The organism is Sphingomonas cannabina, from assembly GCF_021391395.1.
Taxonomy (GTDB): Bacteria; Pseudomonadota; Alphaproteobacteria; order Sphingomonadales; family Sphingomonadaceae; genus Sphingomonas; species Sphingomonas cannabina.
Window position 1 is genome coordinate 2923738 of record NZ_CP090059.1, and the last position, 18956, is coordinate 2942693.

Below are 18956 nucleotides of genomic sequence, written 5' to 3' on the forward strand. Positions count from 1 at the left end.
GCTCCTTCGGGCGCCAAAGATCCGCAACCAGTCATCGCAACCGACTTACAAGTTACCCAAGTGTCTGCTATCATAACTCCGACGGAACGAACGCGGTTCCCTGCAGGCAAATAGCTAGCGGTCCGCAGATGATATTGTTCATCATGCGGCAATGTTTGAAATTATTTTACAGATAACAGATGACATACTTTAACTAGGATAAATTCATACTTATCTAATCTCATCGAAATTTATTGGCCGCTGGATACGCGACATCAGTATCTTCGCGTCGCTCTTCGTCTCGCACGATTATCGGGCCCAGTGGATGCCATTGCGCCCGCCTCGCAGCTGCGCGCATTTCCGCGACGCGCTGGAATCAGGCGATCAATTCCGACAGCGCCGCCTCCACCGCCGCCGGCCAGAAGGGCTTGTTCAACGTACCGCTCGCGCCGGGCACCGTAGCGGCCTCCGCGCTTCCGCTCGCGACCACGAACGGAATTTGCCGTTCGCGCAGGAGATCGGCGATCGAGTGGCTCGTTCGATTGCCGAGATTGACATCGAGGATGGCGGCATCGATCGCCGCCCCACGCGCGAGTGCTTCGGCTTCGCCGAGGTCGAGCGCGGGACCGATCACCGCGCAGCCAAGATCGCCGAGTATGTCTTCGAGCATCATCGCGATGAACGGCTCGTCGTCGACGACCAGGATTCGCTTGCCTGCAAAACCGCTCATCGGCCTCGCTCGACCTTGTTGATGAGGCGGCGCATCAGCGCGCCGAGCGCATCCATCGAATAGGGCTTGCGCAGCACCTCCACATCGTCCGAGCCTTCCTCGATCAGAACGTCGCTATAGCCGGTGGTCAGCACCACCGGCAGCTCGGGATGCATCCGTGCCAGCGTTCGCGCCAGTTCGAGCCCGCTCATCCCGCCGGGCATGACGATATCGCTCAGGACCAGGTCGAACGGCTCACTCGCTTCCTGCAAAGCCTGCAGCGCACTGCGGGCATCCTGGACGCGGACCGTCTCATAGCCCAGGTCGCATAGGAGCTGCGAAGCATGTTCGCCGACATTCTCATTGTCCTCGACGACAAGGATGCGGCCGCTGCCGTCGCCATCGATCGTTTCAGCTTGAGGCTCGGCTTCGGGCATGAGCTCGGCCTCGGCGGCCCTCGGCAGGTAGAGGGTGAAGGTCGCGCCTTCACCGGGCGCGCTGTCGACGCGGACATCGCCGCCCGACTGTTTGGCGAAGCCATAGACCTGGCTCAGGCCGAGCCCGGTGCCCTTGCCGACCGCCTTGGTCGTGTAGAAGGGCTCGAAGATGCGCGCGATCTGGTCTGCGGCCAGGCCGACGCCGCTGTCGGTGATGCTGACCGCGATGAATGCGCCCGCCACCGCCGGATGCCCGGGGATCGGGGGAATCTCGTCGCTGGCATCGACCCGCAGCAGGATCGAACCCTCACCGTCCATCGCGTCGCGGGCATTCACCGCCATGTTGACCAGCGCCGTCTCGAACTGGATGAGGTCGGCCTTCACGGGCGCCGGAGAAAGCCTGAAGTCGGTGTCGAGCGTGATCCGTGAGCCGACCACCGTCGCCAGCATCTCGACGATGCGGCCGACATTGTCGGCTGCGTCGAACACGATCTCGCGCAGCGGCTGGCGCCGCGCGAAGGCAAGCAGCTGCGCCGTCAGCTTCGCCGCGCGCTCCGCCGTCTCGGCGATCGCATTGACGTAGCGAGACCGGCGCTCTTCGCTCAGCCCGGGGCGGCGCAGCGCATCGACGCCGGACATGATCACGGTCAGCAGGTTGTTGAAGTCGTGCGCGACACCGCCGGTGAGCTGCCCGATCGCCTCCATCTTCTGCGACTGCCGCAGCGCCTCCTCGACCTTTTCGCGCTCGGCCGCCTCTTCTTCGAGCCGGGTGAGCGCACGCTGCAGATCGCTGGTGCGCTCGGCCACCCGCGCTTCGAGGGCAGCCTCGACCTCCCGCTGCTCGGTGATGTCGGCATGCGTCCCGCACCAGCGGAAAATGGACCCGGTCTCGTCCCGGATCGGCGTGATACGGCAGAGGAACTCGCGGACCGCGCCGTCGTGCCGCCGCATCGGGAAGATCATCTCGAACCGCTCGCCCGTGCGCAGCGCGTGCTGCCAGCGCTCGCGGATTTCCGGAGCAGCTTGCGGATCATGGGCGGACTCCCACGCGACGCCGTCCTCCGGGCTGCCGCCGGCAAATTCGTACCACCGCTTGTTGTACCAGAAGATCGTGCCGTCGCCGTAAGCGAGCCAGCAGAGCGAGGAGATGTTGTCGGCCAGCGTGAGAAATTCGTCACGCTGGCGCTTGAGCTCGGCTTCGGCGCGGCGGCGCTCCTCAAGCTCGCGCTGCTCGGCGAGGAACAGGCGGACATTGTCGATCGCCGTCGCGGCCTGGCCGGAAACACCGACCATGATCCGCTCGGCCGCCTCGCCGAACATGTCGGGCGTCGAGTGGCCGAAGAACAGCCCCCCAAGCACCTCGCCGCTGCGCGAGGTCACCGGCACCGCAAGATAGCTGCGCACCGGCAGATGGCCTTCGGGCATGCCGGCATACGGCGCGTTCCGGCCGTAACGCGGATCGCGGGTGATGTCGCCCGAGCGCACCACCCCCTCGCCGGAAAAGGTCGGGGCGAACACCGCCGTGTTGCGCGGCATCGGGAAGGTCTCGAACTTGCTCCGCGGGGCACCCGACAGCGTGTAGAGCGTGTAGGATTCGCCCTTCTCGTCGATGACGTTGTAGAAGAACGCGCCAAACTCGGCTCCGGTCAGTGCGACCCCGGCATCGGTCACCGCCTGCACCACCCGCTCGAGGTCGAGCTCGGCGCTGAGCGTCGCCCCCAGCTCGTTGAGGATGCCGAGCGTCCGGGTTTCCTCGGCAAGCGCGCGGCGCATGCGTTGCTGCTCGGCGAGCTGCTTGCCGGCCTCGAACTGCCGCAGCCGCGCCCGGCGCGCCGAGCTCACCGCCGACACCAGCGTGGTCTGGTCGACCGGGCGTTCGATCACGGTCACGTTGCCGAGCAGCGCGATCAGCCGCCGGTCGACCATGCTGCCGCGATGCGACAGCAGCACGAACGGAAAATCCGACCAGCTCGGCTGCGCCTTCACCCATTGCTCGATCGCGGCGAGATCGGCACCAAGCAGCCCTTCCTGGGCAATGACCGCACCGGCCGCACCGTCCAGACCATGGAGCAGGTCGTCGAACCCGCTACAGGGCCGGCTGGGAATCCCGACGCCACCAAGCAGCCGCTGGATGACGGGGCCGTCCCGCCCGATCGGCGTCCAGATCAGAACCGTTGGATCATTCCCCATGCCCGACGGTCTCGCCGAGGAGGTTCGAGTCCGCACCTATATAGGTCGGCACGCCGGTCAGCACGCCCTGAAACTCGGTCAGCGCCTCGCCGACCGCAACGCCGCGCGAGCTGATCCGATATTCGCGGATCGTCTCCTCATGATGGCCGGTGCGCTTCTTGAGCACCGACAGCGCCCGTCGCAGCTTGCCGCCGGCTTCGAAGAATCGCAGCATGATGACGGCGTCGCTGAGATAGGTGAGGTCGACCGGGCTCGCCATGTGCCCGACCATACCGTGCTGGGCGAGCACCAGGATCGTCACGATGCCCTGCTGGTTCAGATAGGACAGCATCTCATGCATCTGGAGCATCATGAAATGCTCCTCGGGCATGGCGTTCAGATAGCCGCTGAGGCTGTCGAGGACCACGATGCGGGCGCCGTGCCCCTCGACGGCGTCGCGGACCGTGGCGGTGAGCTCGCCCGGCGTCAATTCCGCTGGATCGATCTGGCGCAGCCTGAGCAGCCCCTGATCGAGGAACGGCATGAGGTCGAAGCCCATGCCCTGCGCGCGGCGCAGGAACACGCTGCGCACCTCGTCGAACACCAGGGTCAGCGCGGGTTCGCCCCGCTTGAGCGCGGCATAGACGAACTGCATCGCGAGCGATGACTTGCCCGAGCCGGATGGGCCGATGACCAACGTACTGGTGCCACGATCGAGACCGCCGCCGACCAGCGCATCGAGCGCCGGAACCCCGCTGCTGACGATGTCCGCCGCGAAATCGACATGATGATCGGCCGCGACCAGACGTGGATAGACGCGCAAACCGCCGCGCTCGATCGTGAAATCATGATAGCCGCCGCGGAACTTGACCGCGCGCATCTTGATGCAGCGCAGGCGCCGGCGTTCGGCCCCGTACAGCGCCGCGACCTGCTCGAGGCGCAGCACGCCATGGCTGATGCTGTGTAGGTTGAGATCGTCCTGCTCGGAGGTCAGGTCGTCGAGCATCAGCACCGTGCAGCCCAGCTTCAGGAAGAAGTGCTTGAGCGCCAGCACCTGCCGCCGATAGCGCAGCGACCCCTGCGAGAGCAGACGGATCTCCGACAGGCTGTCGAACACCAGCCGCTTGGGCTTGACCCGCTCGACCTCGGCCATGACCATCCGGACGGTTTCGCCAAGCTCGAGCTCGGACGAGTAGAGCACCGTCTGCTGCGCATTGGGATCAAGCGACAGCTCGGGAGGAATCATCTCGAAGATTTCGATGCCGTCGAACGTCCAGCCATGGCTGGCCGCGACCGCGCAGAGCTCGGCCGTCGTCTCCGACAAGGTGACGTAGAGGCCGAGCTCTCCCCGTTTCGCGCCATCCATCAGGAACTGCAGCGCCATGCTGGTCTTGCCCGACCCGGGCTGCCCCTCGATCAGATGAACGCGATTCTCGGCATATCCACCCGCCAGAATCGGATCGAGGCCCGGCACGCCCGTCGGAATCAGGGTAGTTGGGCGGTACTCCAGTTCCATTCGGACGCATCCCTTCCTTCGCCAGGGACGCGCTATAATCAGCTATCTTCGGGAACTGTGTTCGATACCCAACAGAAGAAGGCGATTGAATTGATTACGCTGCGCCGATGCAGCAGCATTCCCGCGCCGTCCGGCCCGCTACGCGATCAGAAAACATCGTTGGACGCCGCACCATCCATCCGTTGGACCGCTGCCGCGCGCGCCTGCTCGATCGCCAGGTTCGCGGCGGCGAGCAGTCGCTGCGCCGTTTCGGTCGCCGCCGTCGGATGCAAGGCGATCGCTACCCGCGGACCGGTCATGACGACCTCGCCATTCAGCACATCCACCTTGAGCGGCTGCTCCTCCGCATTCAATGTCATGCGTATCGTGTCCGCTGCTGGCCGGTCTCCCCCACATAAAAGCATACGCTGACCGACAGTTCCGCTATCGTGAAACTTGCACCGGCGGTGATGCCGGATCTGATCCATCTTCAACAATGCGCCGGACCGTTCCCGACGCGAGCGGGGACGCGATGACCTTCAATCCCAAAAACGAGATTCTTGCCGAGATCGAACCCGCCATCGCCTTGCGGTTCGCGGCTCATATCGAGCGGGTCGAGCTCGGCCGCGGCGATGTGCTCCAGGAGACCGGCGCGGAGGTGCACTGGGTCTGGTTCCCCGACGATGCGCTGATCTGCATCGCATCGGAAAGCGTCGAAGGCGAAAGCATCAGCGGCGGAATGATCGGCCGCAACGGCGCATTCGGCGCATTCGAAGCGTGCGGCAGCCGGCTCAGCTACTCGCGGGCGCTGGTGCAGATCGGCGGCACCGGCTGGCGTATCCGCGACTCGCACTATCGTGAGATGTTCGAGCAATCCGCGAACTTGCGGGTGGCGATCCACAAGCATGTCGAGGCATTGCTGGTCGAGGCGCGGCAACTCGTCGCCTGCACTGCGATCCACCGCGTCGAAAGCCGAATGTGCCGCGTTCTGCTCGACGCCTCGGCGCGCAGCCATCGTGGCAGCCACCTGACCCTCACCCAGGAGGAGCTTGCCAACATCCTCGGCGTCCAGCGCTCGACGATCGCCGTGACCTCCTCCGCGCTTCAGCGCGCCGGCCTGATCCGCAGCCGTCGCGGCAGCATCGACATTGTCGATTTCGACCGCCTCGAAGCCGCCGCCTGCTCGTGCCGCCGGACGATTGCCTATGCGCAACGGGAGATCGATCGCGCCGCCGACGACGTCTGTGAAGGATAAGAACGCGGCCCCTTCCAGCGTGGTTGTCCGCGTGCCGGTGAAGGTCAGGCTGTTCAGCATCAGCGTGTGCCCGCAGCACAGAGCACCGCCGAATATGGAGAGCCGCTCTTACTCGGGGGGCATTCGCCAACATTCTTCGGCGCGGGGTTTCGTCGGGGCGGCTTCATCCCTATATCATGATTATCGCTGGCAGGACCGACACGTAGGCGCCAGCGGCTGAGAGACCATCGCGCTCCCGCTTACATCAAGCCGGAGGCGTCCCGTGGATCTCAATTACCTTCTCTCTCGTCATCAGATTTCGCTGATGCAGGCCGATGCTGCCGGTTCCCGCGAGGCGCGCATCGCCCATCGCAGCCGTGCCAGATGCTATGCGGAGCGCGTCCGCGAGCTCCAGGACACGCTGGGCGCGACCCCGGCACCGCCGGGGCAGGCCTGACTTGACCAAGGAGGACCTCCTCACCCTCGACGGGCTGATCGAGGAGATCCTCCCCGATGGTCGTTTCCGCGTGTTCCTCGAGAACGGCCATCGCGTCATCGTCTACACGGCAGGCAAGATGCGCAAATACCGCATCCGTACCCTCGTCGGAGACCGCGTTCAGGTCGAGATGTCGCCGTACGACATGGACAAGGGCCGGCTCGTCTACCGCGAGCGCGTGGCAAGCTCCGGCCACATCCCCAGGAGAGGACAGCGGCGATGAAGGGTGAACAACCAGTCGAGCCGCCGACCGTCGCCTCTCCGGCGCCGAAGCGAAACCCGTTTCACAACAAGGCCACAAGAGCGCGTCTTTCGCCCGAGAGCGTGGAGCGGCAGGGCCGGATCACGCTGCTTGCCTGGAATCTTCTCGGTGGCGATGCCGCGATCGCCTTTCTCAACACGCACGACGAGGCGCTCGGCGGTCGCCCGCTCGATCTCGCGATAGCCAGTGCGGCCGGTTGCGAGGCGGTCGAGCGCGCCATCTCCGCGCGCGCCGGAGCCGATTAGGATCGCCTCCTCATCATGCTGCTGACGATCTGCCACCGGACCGTTTACCGCTATGCAAGGCCGGTGACCTTGCTGCCGCACAGGATGATGCTGTGCCCGCGCGGTCAGCATGACCTGCGCCTGCTCACCACGCTGCTGAGCTGCACGCCGCCGGCGCATATCGAATGGACGCAGGACGTGTTCGGCAATCTCATCGCCACCGCCACCTTCTGGGACGAGGTGGAGACGCTGACCATCGACAGCCGCATGGTGGTCGATCAATCGGCCACGGCCTGGCCGGTCTTCAGCATCGCGCCGTCGGCTCAGGAGTTCCCGTTCACCTATTCGGCCGACGAGGTGGCCGACCTTGGGTCGATGCGGGATCCTCAATATCCCCAGGCTGCCGACAGCATCCGCGATTGGATCGACACGTTCCGCGGATCCGAGCCGACCGACACCCTGACGCTGCTGAAGGAAATCAACACCGGAATCCTGGCGGAATTCGCCTATCGCGCAAGCGCTGCGGAGCGCGCCCAGTCTCCCGACGAGACGATCCATTCGGGGCACGGCTCCTGCCGCGACTTCGCGACGCTGTTCATCGAGGCGGTTCGTCAGCTCGGCTTCGGAGCACGCGCCGTCTCGGGGTATATGCAGGCCCTCGAGGCGGACGAACACGGTGCCGGCAAGCAATATGGCGCGGCTCACGCCTGGGCGGAGGTCTATCTCCCCTGCGCCGGCTGGAGCGCGTTCGATCCGACCCACGCCCGGATGGGAGGGGCCGGCCTGATCCCCGTCGCGGTCGCCAGGACCGTCGATCAGATCCGCCCCGTGCAAGGTGGCCATACCGGCGCACCCGACGATCTCGTCGAGATGCTGGTCGACGTGAACATCACCGCCGGCACCGTGCTGGCGAGCGCCTTCGATCAACCGCAACCGGCACCAAGCTGAGGGGGACCCATGCCGATCGGAACAGTGTGCTTCTACAACGTGCGAGGGGGATTCGGCATCATTCAGCCGGACGGCGGCGGGCGCGATGCGTTCGTCCATGTCAGCGCCGTCGAAGCCTCGCAGCTCGGCTCGCTCGAATGCAACCAGCGGGTACGCTACGTCCTGCAGACCGATCTACGGGGACAGACCTGCGCGCACGATCTGCGGCCGGAGTGATGGACGAGCTTGCGCGGGCGCACGCGACGCTGCGCCGCGGCGCGGATTTCTTCGCCGCTTCGCTACGACCGTGGAACCCATCGGTCCGCCCGATACGATCCGTCACGCATCGGCTCCGGTCCAAGGTGATCGGCAACGGGCTGCGTGAGCTCGACAGGTTCCTGAACATCCTGATCGACGAAGCTGCCCGGCGGCAGCGCCTCCCGACCGCGCCGCGCCAGCGCAATACCGCAAACAAGCTCCGGGAGTTCCGCAGGACAATGACGCTGCCGAACGACGACCACGAACGACTTCTCGCGCTCGGCGGGTCCCGGGAGTGCCTGTTTCACTGCGACGGCATCGCCAGACGAGCGGACGCCGGCGAAGCCGGAACGATGACCTTGGGCTGGCCTGGTGAGCGAGGCCGGCTTCGGCGCGTGCTCCTGGGCAACGCGATCGTCGTCGAGAGAGCCGATCTCGAAAACATCGGACTGTTCTATGCCCGGCTGGCGGACGACCTCATTCTCGCCGCGACCTGCGATATCGGGCGCGGCACTGGTAACGGAGGCTCTCGTGCCCCATATCCACCTCATCGCTCCGCTTCGCTCATGAGCAAGGACGCGACTGAGAGATGTTTCGTGCTCCCGCTCTGACGTGGAGCCGCATCATGCCTTCCCCAGCATTCGATTCCGTCAAGAGGCGCCTCGCCCGTGTCGTCGGCTGCGCGCCGGGCTCGCCACGAGGCGGTCGACAGCCGTTTCGGTACTCGAACCCCGCCCCTTTCGATACACGACGCGCCGCCACGAACGCGTCTCTGCAGGCTGCCTGAGATGTCGCGAGCCGTGAACATCGACGCTACCGTTGATCAAGTCGTTGCGATGTCGGCCAAGCATGGGGCTACGATCAGCGCGATCGAGGCGCTCGTTCCAAAGGGAACCCGCGTGGTCTTCGTCCGTGCCGAGGACGCAAGGGCGATCGAGCGCATCTATGCCGCACGCCTGCTCGCCGGCTCGGTGACCCGCACGCCGTTCTGGCCTCGCCCCGGGAGCTGAACTTCCAACCGCTCGAAGCTGGAAGCGGCGATGATTGCCTAGGGCATCGAACGACCTGTTCTACCGTCTCTGGAAGGAATCACCCGATGCAGCCAACGTCCGCCGTCTGCCGCGCCCGCGAGGCGCACCATCGCGCCCTTGCTGCAACTGCCGCTCTGCCGAATGCGCGCAGGGTCGCGACGCTTGCCGCCGCCGCCTGGGGCAAGGAAGCGCTGCTCGCCGAAAAGCGCGAGGCGAGGGCTGCCGAAGCACGACTGCTCCGCAAATCCGCAACTATCGTGCATGCTTCGATGGACGACCGCCTCCTCAGCGAGAATCCCGACCTGGGATTTGCCGATCGCTGACGGCGTCGACGGATCGGCCAGCCGCGATCTCGCGCTGCCCTGATCCGCACGATCTTATCGAGTTCGTTCCCGGGAAAATCCTTTGGACCGGCAAGGCCGACCTATTGGGAACGGTGACCGCTGAAGCCGCGCGCCTGTATATCGCAGACACCGCTGCCGGTTTCCTTTCCGACCCGCGCGCGGATGGTCAAGGGTTTCGAGGACCGACCATGACGAACGTCTGAGCGGGCGGCCGATCGTCATTCGACCATCCTGCATGCCCAAACGGCCGCCGGTATATTGCAAACGACTCTTACTTGCAGCTAAGGCCCCGCGTCATTCGCACGAAGGGGACTCTATTCCATGGCAAAGCACCGCACCGGCCGAACCGCGGGTCGGGCGTTTTCCTGCGCTCTCGTTCTCGCAAGCGTTCCGGCCTATGCCGCGGATGCCTCGTCGGAAGGTGCCGACACGCCCCAGCAGCAGGACATCGTCGTCACCGGGACGCTGGACAAGCAGGGCTATGTTCCGACCAGCACCGGTGCGGCAAAGGTCCCGATCGCGTTGAAGGATCTGCCGCAGTCGGTGTCGGTCGTGCCGGCCGCGGTGCTCCAGGATCAGCGCGCGCTCTCGCTCCAGGACGCGCTCAAGAACGTGCCCGGCGTCGGCTTCTCCCACGGCGACGGCCAGCGCGATCAGGTGACGATCCGCGGCTTCACCGCCATCGCCGACCAGTTCGTCGACGGCTTCCGCGACGACGGCCTCTATTTCCGCGACCTCTCCAACGTGGAGCGGATCGAGGTCGTCAAGGGGCCGGCGGCGGTCCTCTATGGCCGTGGCTCGTCGGGCGGCCTCATCAACCGCGTCACCAAGAAGCCCGACGTGGACATCGCCTCCGCCGCCGTTTCGGCCGGGTCGTTCGACACATATCGCGGCGAACTAGACATCGGCCAGTTCGATGAACGCTCGGGCGTGGGCTTCCGCCTGACCGGCGCCTATGAGGATGACGACAGCTTCCGCAGCCAGCAGTTCCTCAAACGGGTCGCGCTGGCGCCGTCGCTCGTGCTCGGCCAGGGCAAGGACACGACCCTGTTGGTCCAGGCAGACTATCTGCTGGACCGGCGGCTCACCGACTTCGGTATTCCCGCAATCAACGGGCGTCCGGTCGATGTCCCGCGGTCGACCTATTACGGCGCGGCCAATGCGCGCGACGCCGACGTCAGCCGGTCGGAGGTGCTGTCGCAGTCGATCACGCTGGTGCATCGCTTTTCCGACAGCCTGAGCTTCCGCAACGGCTTCCGCCATTATCGCTTCACGCTCGACCGCCACAACACCAACGCGACCGGGGTGAACGCCGCGGCCGGCACCGTGACGCTCAGCCACGGCGGCATCGCACGCGACGAGGACGGCTGGTCGAACCAGTCCGAACTCACGCAGAAGCTGGACCTCGCCGGAACGCACCACACGTTGCTCTACGGCTTCGAGATCGCCCGGCAGGTCAAGGATGCGAAGACGTTGCAATCGCGCGTCGTCGCGGTCACCGACATCCTCGATCCGGTCCTGCCGACCGTCAACAACGCCGCTTTCACGCAGCTCAGCGCCAGCACGCTGTCGACCTTCGACACGCGCGGCCTCTACGTCCAGGACCTGATCGACTTCGGCCATGGCATCAAGGCAATGTTGGGCCTGCGCCACGACTGGTTCATCCAGAAGACGGATCAGCGCCTGCCCGGCCAGCCGGACCTCGAGCGCACCGACCGCAAGTTCTCGCCTCGCGCCGGCCTGATCTTCCAGCCGGACGACAACCAGTCCTATTATGCGTCGTGGAGCCGCAGCTTTCAGCCATCCGCCGAGACGTTCGCGCTCGCCGCCAACAACGCCGATATCGCGCCCGAGCAGACGACCAACAAGGAAGTCGGCGCGAAATACTCGCTGCTGGACCAGCATCTCTCGATCCAGGTTGCCGGCTTCGTCCTGCGGCGCACCGGCATCAAGGGCACCGATCCGGCCACCAACACCATCGTTCCGATCGGCACGCAGCGCACACGCGGGGTGGAGCTGTCGGCGGCGCTCGACCTGCCGTCAGGGCTGCGCGTGATCGCCGGCTATTCCTACCTCGACACGCGTGTGACGGCGTCAGCCACACCAACCTTCATCGGCAAGCGCGCGACGATCACCCCAAGGAACCAGGCCAATCTCTTCGTCACCAAGACCATCCTCAAGGATTACGGTGTCGGCGCGGGTGCGAACTACGTCGGCGACCGCTGGGCCGATCCCCAGAACACGACGGTGCTGCCGCATTATTTCACCGCCGACGCGATGGCCTGGGCCAATCTTGGCCCGGCGCGGTTCCAGATCAACGCCTATAACCTATTCGACAAGCACTACATCGTGTCGGGTCATGGCACGTCCGCGCTGCTCAACCTGCCAGGCGCACCTCGGACGATCCTCGGGACGGTGCGTTTTGCCATGTAGGACAAAGGACGAGCCCCCATTGCCATAGCTCGACAGCAGCCCGGCTTGGAAATGAGACCTACCGTATATGAAAGCATATTTCATATACGGTAGGTCTCGACTATGCTTGGCCAGCTAGACAGGAGGAGGGGCATGGGCATCACGCGCAGGCAAGCAGTTGGCGGCGTGCTCGCCGCGGGGGCTATGGCGGGTGTGTCGAAGACGGCGTCGGCCGCCTGCGGTGTCGCCACCGCGCCGGCAGGACGTGCCGCCCGGGTCGCCCTGCCCCGCGCCTTCACGCCCGATTGGGCATCGTTGACGGCCGGCTACACCGTCCCCGACTGGTTCCGCGATGCCAAGTTCGGCATCTGGGCGCATTGGGACGCGCAATGCGTGCCGGCCGCGGGCGACTGGTATGCGCGCAACATGTATGTCCAGGGGCATCCCGCCTACGAACATCACCTCCGGCACTATGGCCATCCGGCCGACGTCGGCTTCATGGAGATCCAGAACCAGTGGAAGGCCGAACGCTGGGACCCGGCGCGGCTGCTCGATCTCTACCAGCGCGCCGGCGCGAAATATTTCATGGCGCTCGCCAACCACCACGACAATTTCGACTGCTATGCGTCGACCTATCATCCCTGGAATTCGACCCGCGTGGGGCCGAAGAAGGACATCGTCGGCACCTGGGAGAAGCTGGCGCGCGAGCGCGGGCTGCGCTTCGGCGTCTCCAACCATTCCGCTCATGCCTGGCACTGGAACCAGGCGGCCTATGGCTATGATCCCGAGGGGCCCCGGCGCGGGCAGCGCTACGACGCGTTCCGCCTGACCAAGGCGGACGGCCGCGGCAAATGGTGGGACGGGCTCGACCCGCAGCAACTCTACACCGGGCGCGGCGCGTACATGCCCGACGGCGTCACCACCATCGCCGAGGCGAAGGCTTGGCACGAGGCCAACGACGGGCTGTGGAGCGAAGGCGTACCGGATCGGCCCGAGTTCGTGCGCAGCTGGTTCCTGCGCTGCCGCGAGCTGATCGACCGGTACCGGCCCGACCTCGTCTATTTCGACAATTTCGACCTGCCGCTCGAACAGGCGGGGCTCGACGTCACCGCCCATTTCTACAACCAGAGCATGCGCTGGAATGGCGGCCGGCTCGAAGCGGTGGTGACCGCCAAAGGCACCCCGCCGCAGCGGCGGATGGGCATCGTCGACGACGTCGAGCGCGGCGGCAAGACCTATATCGAGACCTATCCCTGGCAGACCGACACCTGCATCGGCGACTGGCATTACAGCCGCAAGGTCTATGAAGAGGACGGCTACAAGTCGGCGCAGACCGTGATCCACACCCTTTGCGACGTCGTGTCGAAGAACGGCAATCTGATGCTCAGCATCCCCATACGTGGCGACGGCACCATCGACGACAAGGAGGAGCGGATCCTCGAAGGGCTTGCCGCCTGGATGCAGCCCTATGGCGATGCGATCTACGGCAGCCGTCCCTGGCGCCTCCACGGCGAAGGGCCGGCGGGCGGCGGCGGCGGCAATTTCTCCGAAGGCGGCCCGAAGTCGCGCTTCGGCGCCAGGGACGTGCGCTATGTCGTCAAGGACGGCAATCTCCACGCACTGGTGCTCGGCTGGCCCGAGGACGGGATCGCACGGATGGAGCTGCTCGGCGCCGGTAATCCCGTCGGTCGGGGCGAAGTCGCCCGCGTGACGCTGCCGGGCGATGCCAGTCCCCTGCCCTTCACGCGCAAGCAAGGCGCGCTCGAGGTGCGCCTGCCGGATGCGCGCCGTAACGAGATCGGCATCGCGCTGGTGATCAGTGGCCCCGGCCTCGCGGCCTGAGAAACCCGACGGGCCGCTGTCGACCCGGCGACAGTCATCTCCCCCGACGGAACAGCCGGTCCGCCCTTATCGATTGCGGTGAGCCGCCGAGCGCATCAACGCCAGGGCCTCATTCACGTCCTCCGGAGCGGCTCCACGATCGCGGCGATATCTCGATGCCCTTCCCCTGCGGCATCCGCCTCCAGGAACCGCTGCCGTGCGGCCTCCGCGATGGAGGACCGGATGCCGGCAGAGGCCATGGTCTGCGCGGCATAGCCCAAGTCCTTGGCCATCAACGGCACAAGGAAATGAGGGGCATAGTCGCGGTCGAGCATCCGGCGGCCAACCGCCTTCACCATCGGACTGGCCGGCGCGCCGTCGGTCAGAATGGACATGGCCTGTTCGACATCCAGCCCTCGCTTCTCGAACAAGGCAACCGCCTCGGCCAAGGAGGCCGCCTGGACTCCGCAGAGATAATTGTTCGCCAACTTGACGGTCGCCGCGCTGCCGACCGGTCCCAGATGGACGAGCGCGCTGCCCATCGCGTCGAAGACGCCGCGCGCCGCGGCGACGACATCGGCCTCCCCACCGACGAGGAACCGGAGCGCGCCCTGCGCTGCCTGGTCGCGGCTGCCGGTCACCGGCGCCTCGAGAAAGCGGACGCCGCGCGCGGATGCCGCCTGCGCGAGGTCCGCGATCCAGGCGCCGGTCAGGGTGCTGGATTCGATCGCGATCGCACCCGGTGCCATCGCCGCCAGTGCCCCACCCTCGCCCATCCAGACCGCGCGCGAGACGCTGTCGTCGGCAAGCATGGCGACGACGATTGCGGCATCCGCCACCGCCTCGGCCGGCGTGGCGGCGGCGCGTGCGCCGGCCTGCGTCAAGGGTGCCGCCTTTCCTGGACTGCGGTTCCACACCGTAACGTCGAAGCCGGCCGCCAGCAGCTGCCGCGCCATACCCGAGCCCATGATGCCCAGGCCCAGGACCGCTATTTTTTCCTTGGTCATCCGATCACCTTGAAACGCGAGAGGGCGGCTTCGTCGATCTCGAGGCCCAGGCCCGGCAGATCATCGTCCAGATCGATGTGGCCGTCCACCGCCTGCGGCTCGCCCTTGAAGATATACCAGAACAGCTCGTTGCCGACCTCCACGTCGACCATCGGGAAATATTCCGCGATCGGCGAATTCAGGCTGGCCATCACGACGTGGTAATTGTGCATCTGCCCGGCGTGAGGGACAACGGGGATGGAATAGGCCTCGGCCAGCGCCTGGATCTTGCGTGCGGCGGTGATGCCGCCCACCCGGTTGGTGTCGAACTGGAAATAGTCGAGCGCCTTCGCCTCGATCATCTGGCGGAAGCCGTAGCTGGTGAACTCGTGCTCGCCCGCCGCGATCGGCGTGGTGCCGAAGCGGCGCAGCTCATGATAGCCGTTGATGTCGTCGGGGATGATCGCCTCTTCGAGCCAGCGGAGATTATACGGCTCGATGAGGCGCATCATCCGCTTCGCATAGTCGAGGCTCCAGCCCATATAGGCATCGGCCATGACGTCGATCTCGTCGCCCACGGCGTCCCGCACGGTGCGGATCAGCTCGACGTTGCGGGCCATGCCCTCCGCGCCGTCGACCGGCCCCCAGCCGAAACGCAGCTTCATCGCCTTGTAGCCCTGGGTCTTGTAGCGGACGGCCTCCTCGGCCAGCGCATCGAGCGGGATCGAATAGAGGCGGCTGGCGTAGACGGGGATCTTCGCCTTGGTCCGGCCGCCCAGCAGGCGATAGCAGGGCTGTTTCGCCGCCTTGCCCATCAGGTCCCAGATGGCGATGTCGAGCGCGGAGATGGCGACCATCGCCACGCCCTTGCGCCCGAAGGCCATCGTCTTGCGGTACATGTGCTGCCACAGGAACTCGCTGTCCCACGGGTTCTGCCCGATCAGCAGCGGAGCGAGGTGAAGGTCGATCAGCTGCTTCGTCACCAGCGGGGCGAGCGCCGCGTTGCCGATGCCGACAAGGCCCTGGTCGGTGAAGATCTCCACGATCAGCCAGCCATGGAAGGTGAAGGTCCCCATCGTCTCGCGCGTCAGCAGCGGCGAGACGAGATCCATCGGATTGGTGCAGAAATGCGGCGGCAACGGCACGGTATCGCCTTCCCACTGGACGACGCGCGTACGGATCTCGGTGATCTTCAAGGCAGGACCTTTCCGGTGAAATCGAGTTGCGAAATGCGAGGAATGGCAAGGCAGATGAGCGCGAAGGCGGCGACGTGCAGGCTGGCGGCGACGACCAGCACCGGCGCATAGCCAAGCCCGATGTCGAGCGCCCATCCCGCCGCCTGCCCCATGACGATGCCGCCGAACGCGCCGCCCAGGCCGACCAGCCCGGCCAGGCGGCCCAAGGCACTGCGCGGCACGAGATCGGTCGGCAGCGTCATGACGAGGGTGGACCAGCTCTGCTGGCCGAAGAAGGCGAGGCTGAAGATGGCGATCACTGCCGCGACGGAAGCGGTGGCGGGCGCCAGCATCACCCAGGGCATGCAGGCGGCGCTGAGCCCCAGCGCGATCTTGCGCGCGGCGTCGACCGACCAGCCGGAGGAGAGCAGACGGCTGGACAGCCAGCCGCCGCACAGGCTGCCCACGCCCGAGGCCGCATAGGGTATCCAGCCGATCGTCGCCGCCTGCTTCAGGTCGAAGCCATGGGCCTCGAACAGATATTTGGGCAGCCAGAAGAGATAGAAATACCAAGCGCCGTCGCTCAGGAACTTGGCGCCGACGATGCCTCGCACCTCGCGGCGCGATAGAAGCGAAGCGACCGTCGGCCCCGGCCCGTCGGTCGGGCCGTCACCCGCGTCCTCTCCCGGCGGCGTGCGATAGGTCAGGAACCACCAGAGCGCCCAGGCGAGGCCAAGGCCCCCGGTGATGAAGAAGACCCACCGCCAGCTCGCCAGGTCGAACCAATGGCCATAGGCCAGGATGCCGGCGATCAGCGGCGGCGCGGCCACGGCACCCAGCGCCGTCCCGGCATTAACCAGCCCCATCGCGGCCGACCGATGCCGCGGCGCGAACCATTCGGCGATGGCGCGGGTCGCGGCCGGGAAGCCCCCGCCCTCCCCCACGCCCAGCGCCAGACGGCTGACGACCAGCGCCGCGATACCGCCCGCCAGGCCGTGGCTGGCGCAGGCGAGCGACCAGAAGATCATGATCGCCAGGAAACCGGCCCGCGTCCCCACCCGGTCCAGCAGCCAGCCGCCCCCCAGGTACATGAGGCCATAGGTCGCGAGGAACGCGGAATCGAGGAGCGCTTTCGTCTGGTTGCCGATCGGGATGTCGGCCTCGATATGCTTGATCGCCCAGGGCAGGGTCTGGCGGTCGAGGTAGCTGATGGCGATGGCGACGGTGATCATCGCCGCGATCGCCCAGCGCCCCGCGTGCAGCCGCTCTCCTGCCTCGTTCCGCGTCATCGCGCCGCGTATCCGCTTACTTCGCGTCGAGCATCAGCAGGGCGACGCCCTGACGCGGCAGGCGCAGATCTACCGTCGCTGCCCCCCGCGCGCCGCCGGTCACGGCGACATCCTCCGCCTGCATGCGCGACGCGGCTTCGAGCTGCGCATATTGATCCTGGTTGGGCGATTGGGGCGACCCCATCTTCTTCCAGGCGGTGAAGGCGTTGGCATGGTCGCCGTCGACACGCCACAGCGTCGCGGCGGCGGGTACGGCCTTGAGGCCCTTCAGGTTGATCCTCACGCGTGCGTCCGGCCCCGCGACATCGTCGTCATGATAGTGCCAGAGCAGCAGCGCGACCTTGCCGTCCGCCGTGCGCGTGGCGATCGACCCAATGTCCGCCTCGCCCTGAATGCCGTTCGCCATCGCCTGATCGAGCGGAATCTGGGCGTCATTGGTGGTCGCGAGCTTCGTTTCGCCCAGCCGGGCGAACATGCGGAAGACATTGAGCACCGGCAAGTCCACACCGTTGGTGGACAGTTGGCGATAGCCCGCGAACCATGGCTGATCCTCGAACTCGAAGGACCAGGATAGGACACCTTCCAGATTGACCTTCCGCCGCTCCGCCAGTTCCCAGATGCGCGCGAAGCTGGCCGCGGTGTAGCTCGAATACATGGTGCCGTTGCGATAGGCGTTCTGCGGTCCCGGACAGGCGGCGCAGCCCTCCGGGTCGCTTTCGCCGATGACTACCGGCTTGGTCGCCAGCGACGGGATCGACAGCACCTTGGTGAAGCCGCGATCCGCCTCCTGCAAATGGGTGGCGATCCCCATGCGAACATGGCCGTCGACGAAGACAGGCCTGCCCTTGGCGTGGAAAGACAGGAAGTCCGTGGGCGTGCCGGTCCGGCCCGTCGCATAGTTTTTCCCAGACGACACATGTTTCAGGAAGCCGTCCATGAAGGCGCCGCCCGCCCCGGCGACGTCCGGTCCTCCGACCCGTGCGGTCGGCAGCGCACGACGCACCGCATCGACCGCATAGTCATGCATCTTGTAGAATTCCTCCGGCGTCCCCTTCCAGTAGGACGATCCGTTAGGTTCGTTCCAGACCTCGAAATACCACCGTTCGACCTCGGCCCGGCCATAGCGCTCGATATTGTGGAGCGTCCATTGATAGACGAGCTCGCCCCACTTGGCGTAATCCTTCGGCGGATAGTTCCAGCCGCCCTCGATCAGATTATAGGAAAAGCCCGGTCGCCAGCTATGCTGATAGGGCGTCCCGGCCGGCGCGCTCGACATGGCCTCCGGCATGAAGCCGATCTGCAGATAGGGCCGCACTCCGCGCGCAAGGTAGGTGTCGATGATGCCGTCCAGCACCCTCCAGTCGTAGACCGGCTTGCCGTCCTTCGTTTCCGTATAGGCGTTGCTGCTGCCCCATTTGAACGCGGGGGTGCCGTCGCCGCTGCTCAACAGATTATGAGCACGAAAGAAGACCTCGCCCTTCTTCAACTCCCCCAGTTCGACCAGCAATTTGCGGCCGTCCTTCATCGTCGCATAGTTCGGCTCGTCCGCGCCGAAGAAGCGCCAGACGGGCGGCAGCTCGCCTGCCGGCTTGCTCGCGTCCACGCTGATCGCGACCTGTCGTTCCTCTTGCGCCTGCGCCATCTGCGGCAGCGCCATCAGCGCCGACAAGGAGGCGATCACCCGCGAAATCATCATGGCATATCCTCT

Annotated in this window: 19 protein-coding genes; 11 read left to right on the forward strand and 8 right to left on the reverse strand. The window is 65.9% G+C overall.

Annotated features, from left to right (window positions below; translation table 11 throughout):
- Positions 1–355: 355 nt before the first annotated feature.
- From LZK98_RS14040 to LZK98_RS14055, 4 genes are all read right to left on the reverse strand, one after another.
- Entirely contained in the window at positions 356–709 is a 354-nt protein-coding gene (locus LZK98_RS14040) for a response regulator (RefSeq protein WP_233782992.1), read from the reverse strand.
- Positions 706–3315: a GAF domain-containing hybrid sensor histidine kinase/response regulator gene (locus LZK98_RS14045; RefSeq protein ID WP_233782993.1), complete on the reverse strand. Its 2610-nt coding sequence runs from the start codon at positions 3313–3315 to the stop codon at positions 706–708. Before LZK98_RS14045 ends, LZK98_RS14040 begins: the two co-directional genes overlap by 4 nt.
- Positions 3305–4810, reverse strand: coding sequence for an ATPase domain-containing protein (locus tag LZK98_RS14050; protein ID WP_233782994.1), 1506 nt, complete (start codon positions 4808–4810; stop codon positions 3305–3307). The genes LZK98_RS14045 and LZK98_RS14050 overlap by 11 nt, the downstream gene beginning before the upstream one ends.
- A 146-nt stretch (positions 4811–4956) precedes the next feature.
- On the reverse strand, positions 4957–5277 hold the full coding sequence (locus LZK98_RS14055; RefSeq protein WP_233782995.1) for a hypothetical protein: 321 nt from the start codon (positions 5275–5277) through the stop codon (positions 4957–4959).
- Positions 5278–5285: 8 nt separating this feature from the next.
- Between LZK98_RS14055 and LZK98_RS14060 the strand changes: the two genes are divergently transcribed.
- The 11 genes from LZK98_RS14060 to LZK98_RS14105 all read left to right on the forward strand — a co-directional run bounded on the left by LZK98_RS14060 (position 5286) and on the right by LZK98_RS14105 (position 13819).
- Positions 5286–6044: a Crp/Fnr family transcriptional regulator gene (locus LZK98_RS14060; protein WP_233782996.1), complete on the forward strand. Its 759-nt coding sequence runs from the start codon at positions 5286–5288 to the stop codon at positions 6042–6044.
- A gap of 304 nt (positions 6045–6348) precedes the next feature.
- Positions 6349–6480, forward strand: a complete 132-nt coding sequence (locus LZK98_RS20545) for a hypothetical protein (RefSeq protein ID WP_264757852.1) — start codon at positions 6349–6351, stop codon at positions 6478–6480.
- A 1-nt stretch (position 6481) separates the two neighbouring features.
- Entirely contained in the window at positions 6482–6742 is a 261-nt protein-coding gene (infA, locus tag LZK98_RS14065) for a translation initiation factor IF-1 (protein WP_233782997.1), read from the forward strand.
- Complete coding sequence (locus tag LZK98_RS14070; RefSeq protein ID WP_233782998.1) at positions 6739–7026, forward strand: antitoxin Xre/MbcA/ParS toxin-binding domain-containing protein; 288 nt, start codon at positions 6739–6741, stop codon at positions 7024–7026. Before infA ends, LZK98_RS14070 begins: the two co-directional genes overlap by 4 nt.
- A gap of 15 nt (positions 7027–7041) precedes the next feature.
- Positions 7042–7953 carry a transglutaminase family protein gene (locus LZK98_RS14075; RefSeq protein WP_233782999.1) on the forward strand — a complete coding sequence of 304 codons (912 nt, stop codon included), beginning with the start codon at positions 7042–7044 and terminating at the stop codon, positions 7951–7953.
- Between the two features lie 9 nt (positions 7954–7962).
- A complete protein-coding gene (locus LZK98_RS14080; protein WP_233783000.1) occupies positions 7963–8169 on the forward strand; it encodes a cold-shock protein in 207 nt (68 codons plus the stop codon).
- Positions 8169–8801, forward strand: a complete 633-nt coding sequence (locus LZK98_RS14085) for a hypothetical protein (protein ID WP_233783001.1) — start codon at positions 8169–8171, stop codon at positions 8799–8801. Before LZK98_RS14080 ends, LZK98_RS14085 begins: the two co-directional genes overlap by 1 nt.
- Before the next feature lie 225 nt (positions 8802–9026).
- Complete coding sequence (locus LZK98_RS14090; protein WP_233783002.1) at positions 9027–9200, forward strand: hypothetical protein; 174 nt, start codon at positions 9027–9029, stop codon at positions 9198–9200.
- A gap of 86 nt (positions 9201–9286) precedes the next feature.
- Complete coding sequence (locus LZK98_RS14095) at positions 9287–9544, forward strand: hypothetical protein (protein WP_233783003.1); 258 nt, start codon at positions 9287–9289, stop codon at positions 9542–9544.
- Positions 9545–9886: 342 nt separating this feature from the next.
- Positions 9887–11998 (forward strand): TonB-dependent receptor, encoded by a 2112-nt coding sequence (locus LZK98_RS14100; RefSeq protein ID WP_233783004.1) that lies wholly within the window; start codon positions 9887–9889, stop codon positions 11996–11998.
- Positions 11999–12130: 132 nt separating this feature from the next.
- On the forward strand, positions 12131–13819 hold the full coding sequence (locus LZK98_RS14105; RefSeq protein ID WP_233783005.1) for an alpha-L-fucosidase: 1689 nt from the start codon (positions 12131–12133) through the stop codon (positions 13817–13819).
- A gap of 113 nt (positions 13820–13932) precedes the next feature.
- Here the strand turns inward: LZK98_RS14105 and LZK98_RS14110 are convergent, their stop codons facing one another.
- The 4 genes from LZK98_RS14110 to LZK98_RS14125 are packed head-to-tail and all read right to left on the reverse strand — an operon-like array spanning position 13933 to position 18944.
- Positions 13933–14805, reverse strand: a complete 873-nt coding sequence (locus LZK98_RS14110; RefSeq protein WP_233783006.1) for an NAD(P)-dependent oxidoreductase — start codon at positions 14803–14805, stop codon at positions 13933–13935.
- Complete coding sequence (locus LZK98_RS14115) at positions 14802–15980, reverse strand: L-rhamnonate dehydratase (RefSeq protein ID WP_233783007.1); 1179 nt, start codon at positions 15978–15980, stop codon at positions 14802–14804. Before LZK98_RS14115 ends, LZK98_RS14110 begins: the two co-directional genes overlap by 4 nt.
- Entirely contained in the window at positions 15977–17248 is a 1272-nt protein-coding gene (locus tag LZK98_RS14120) for an MFS transporter (protein ID WP_233783008.1), read from the reverse strand. Before LZK98_RS14120 ends, LZK98_RS14115 begins: the two co-directional genes overlap by 4 nt.
- Before the next feature lie 16 nt (positions 17249–17264).
- Positions 17265–18944: a GH39 family glycosyl hydrolase gene (locus LZK98_RS14125; protein WP_233783009.1), complete on the reverse strand. Its 1680-nt coding sequence runs from the start codon at positions 18942–18944 to the stop codon at positions 17265–17267.
- Between the last annotated feature and the right edge of the window lie 12 nt (positions 18945–18956).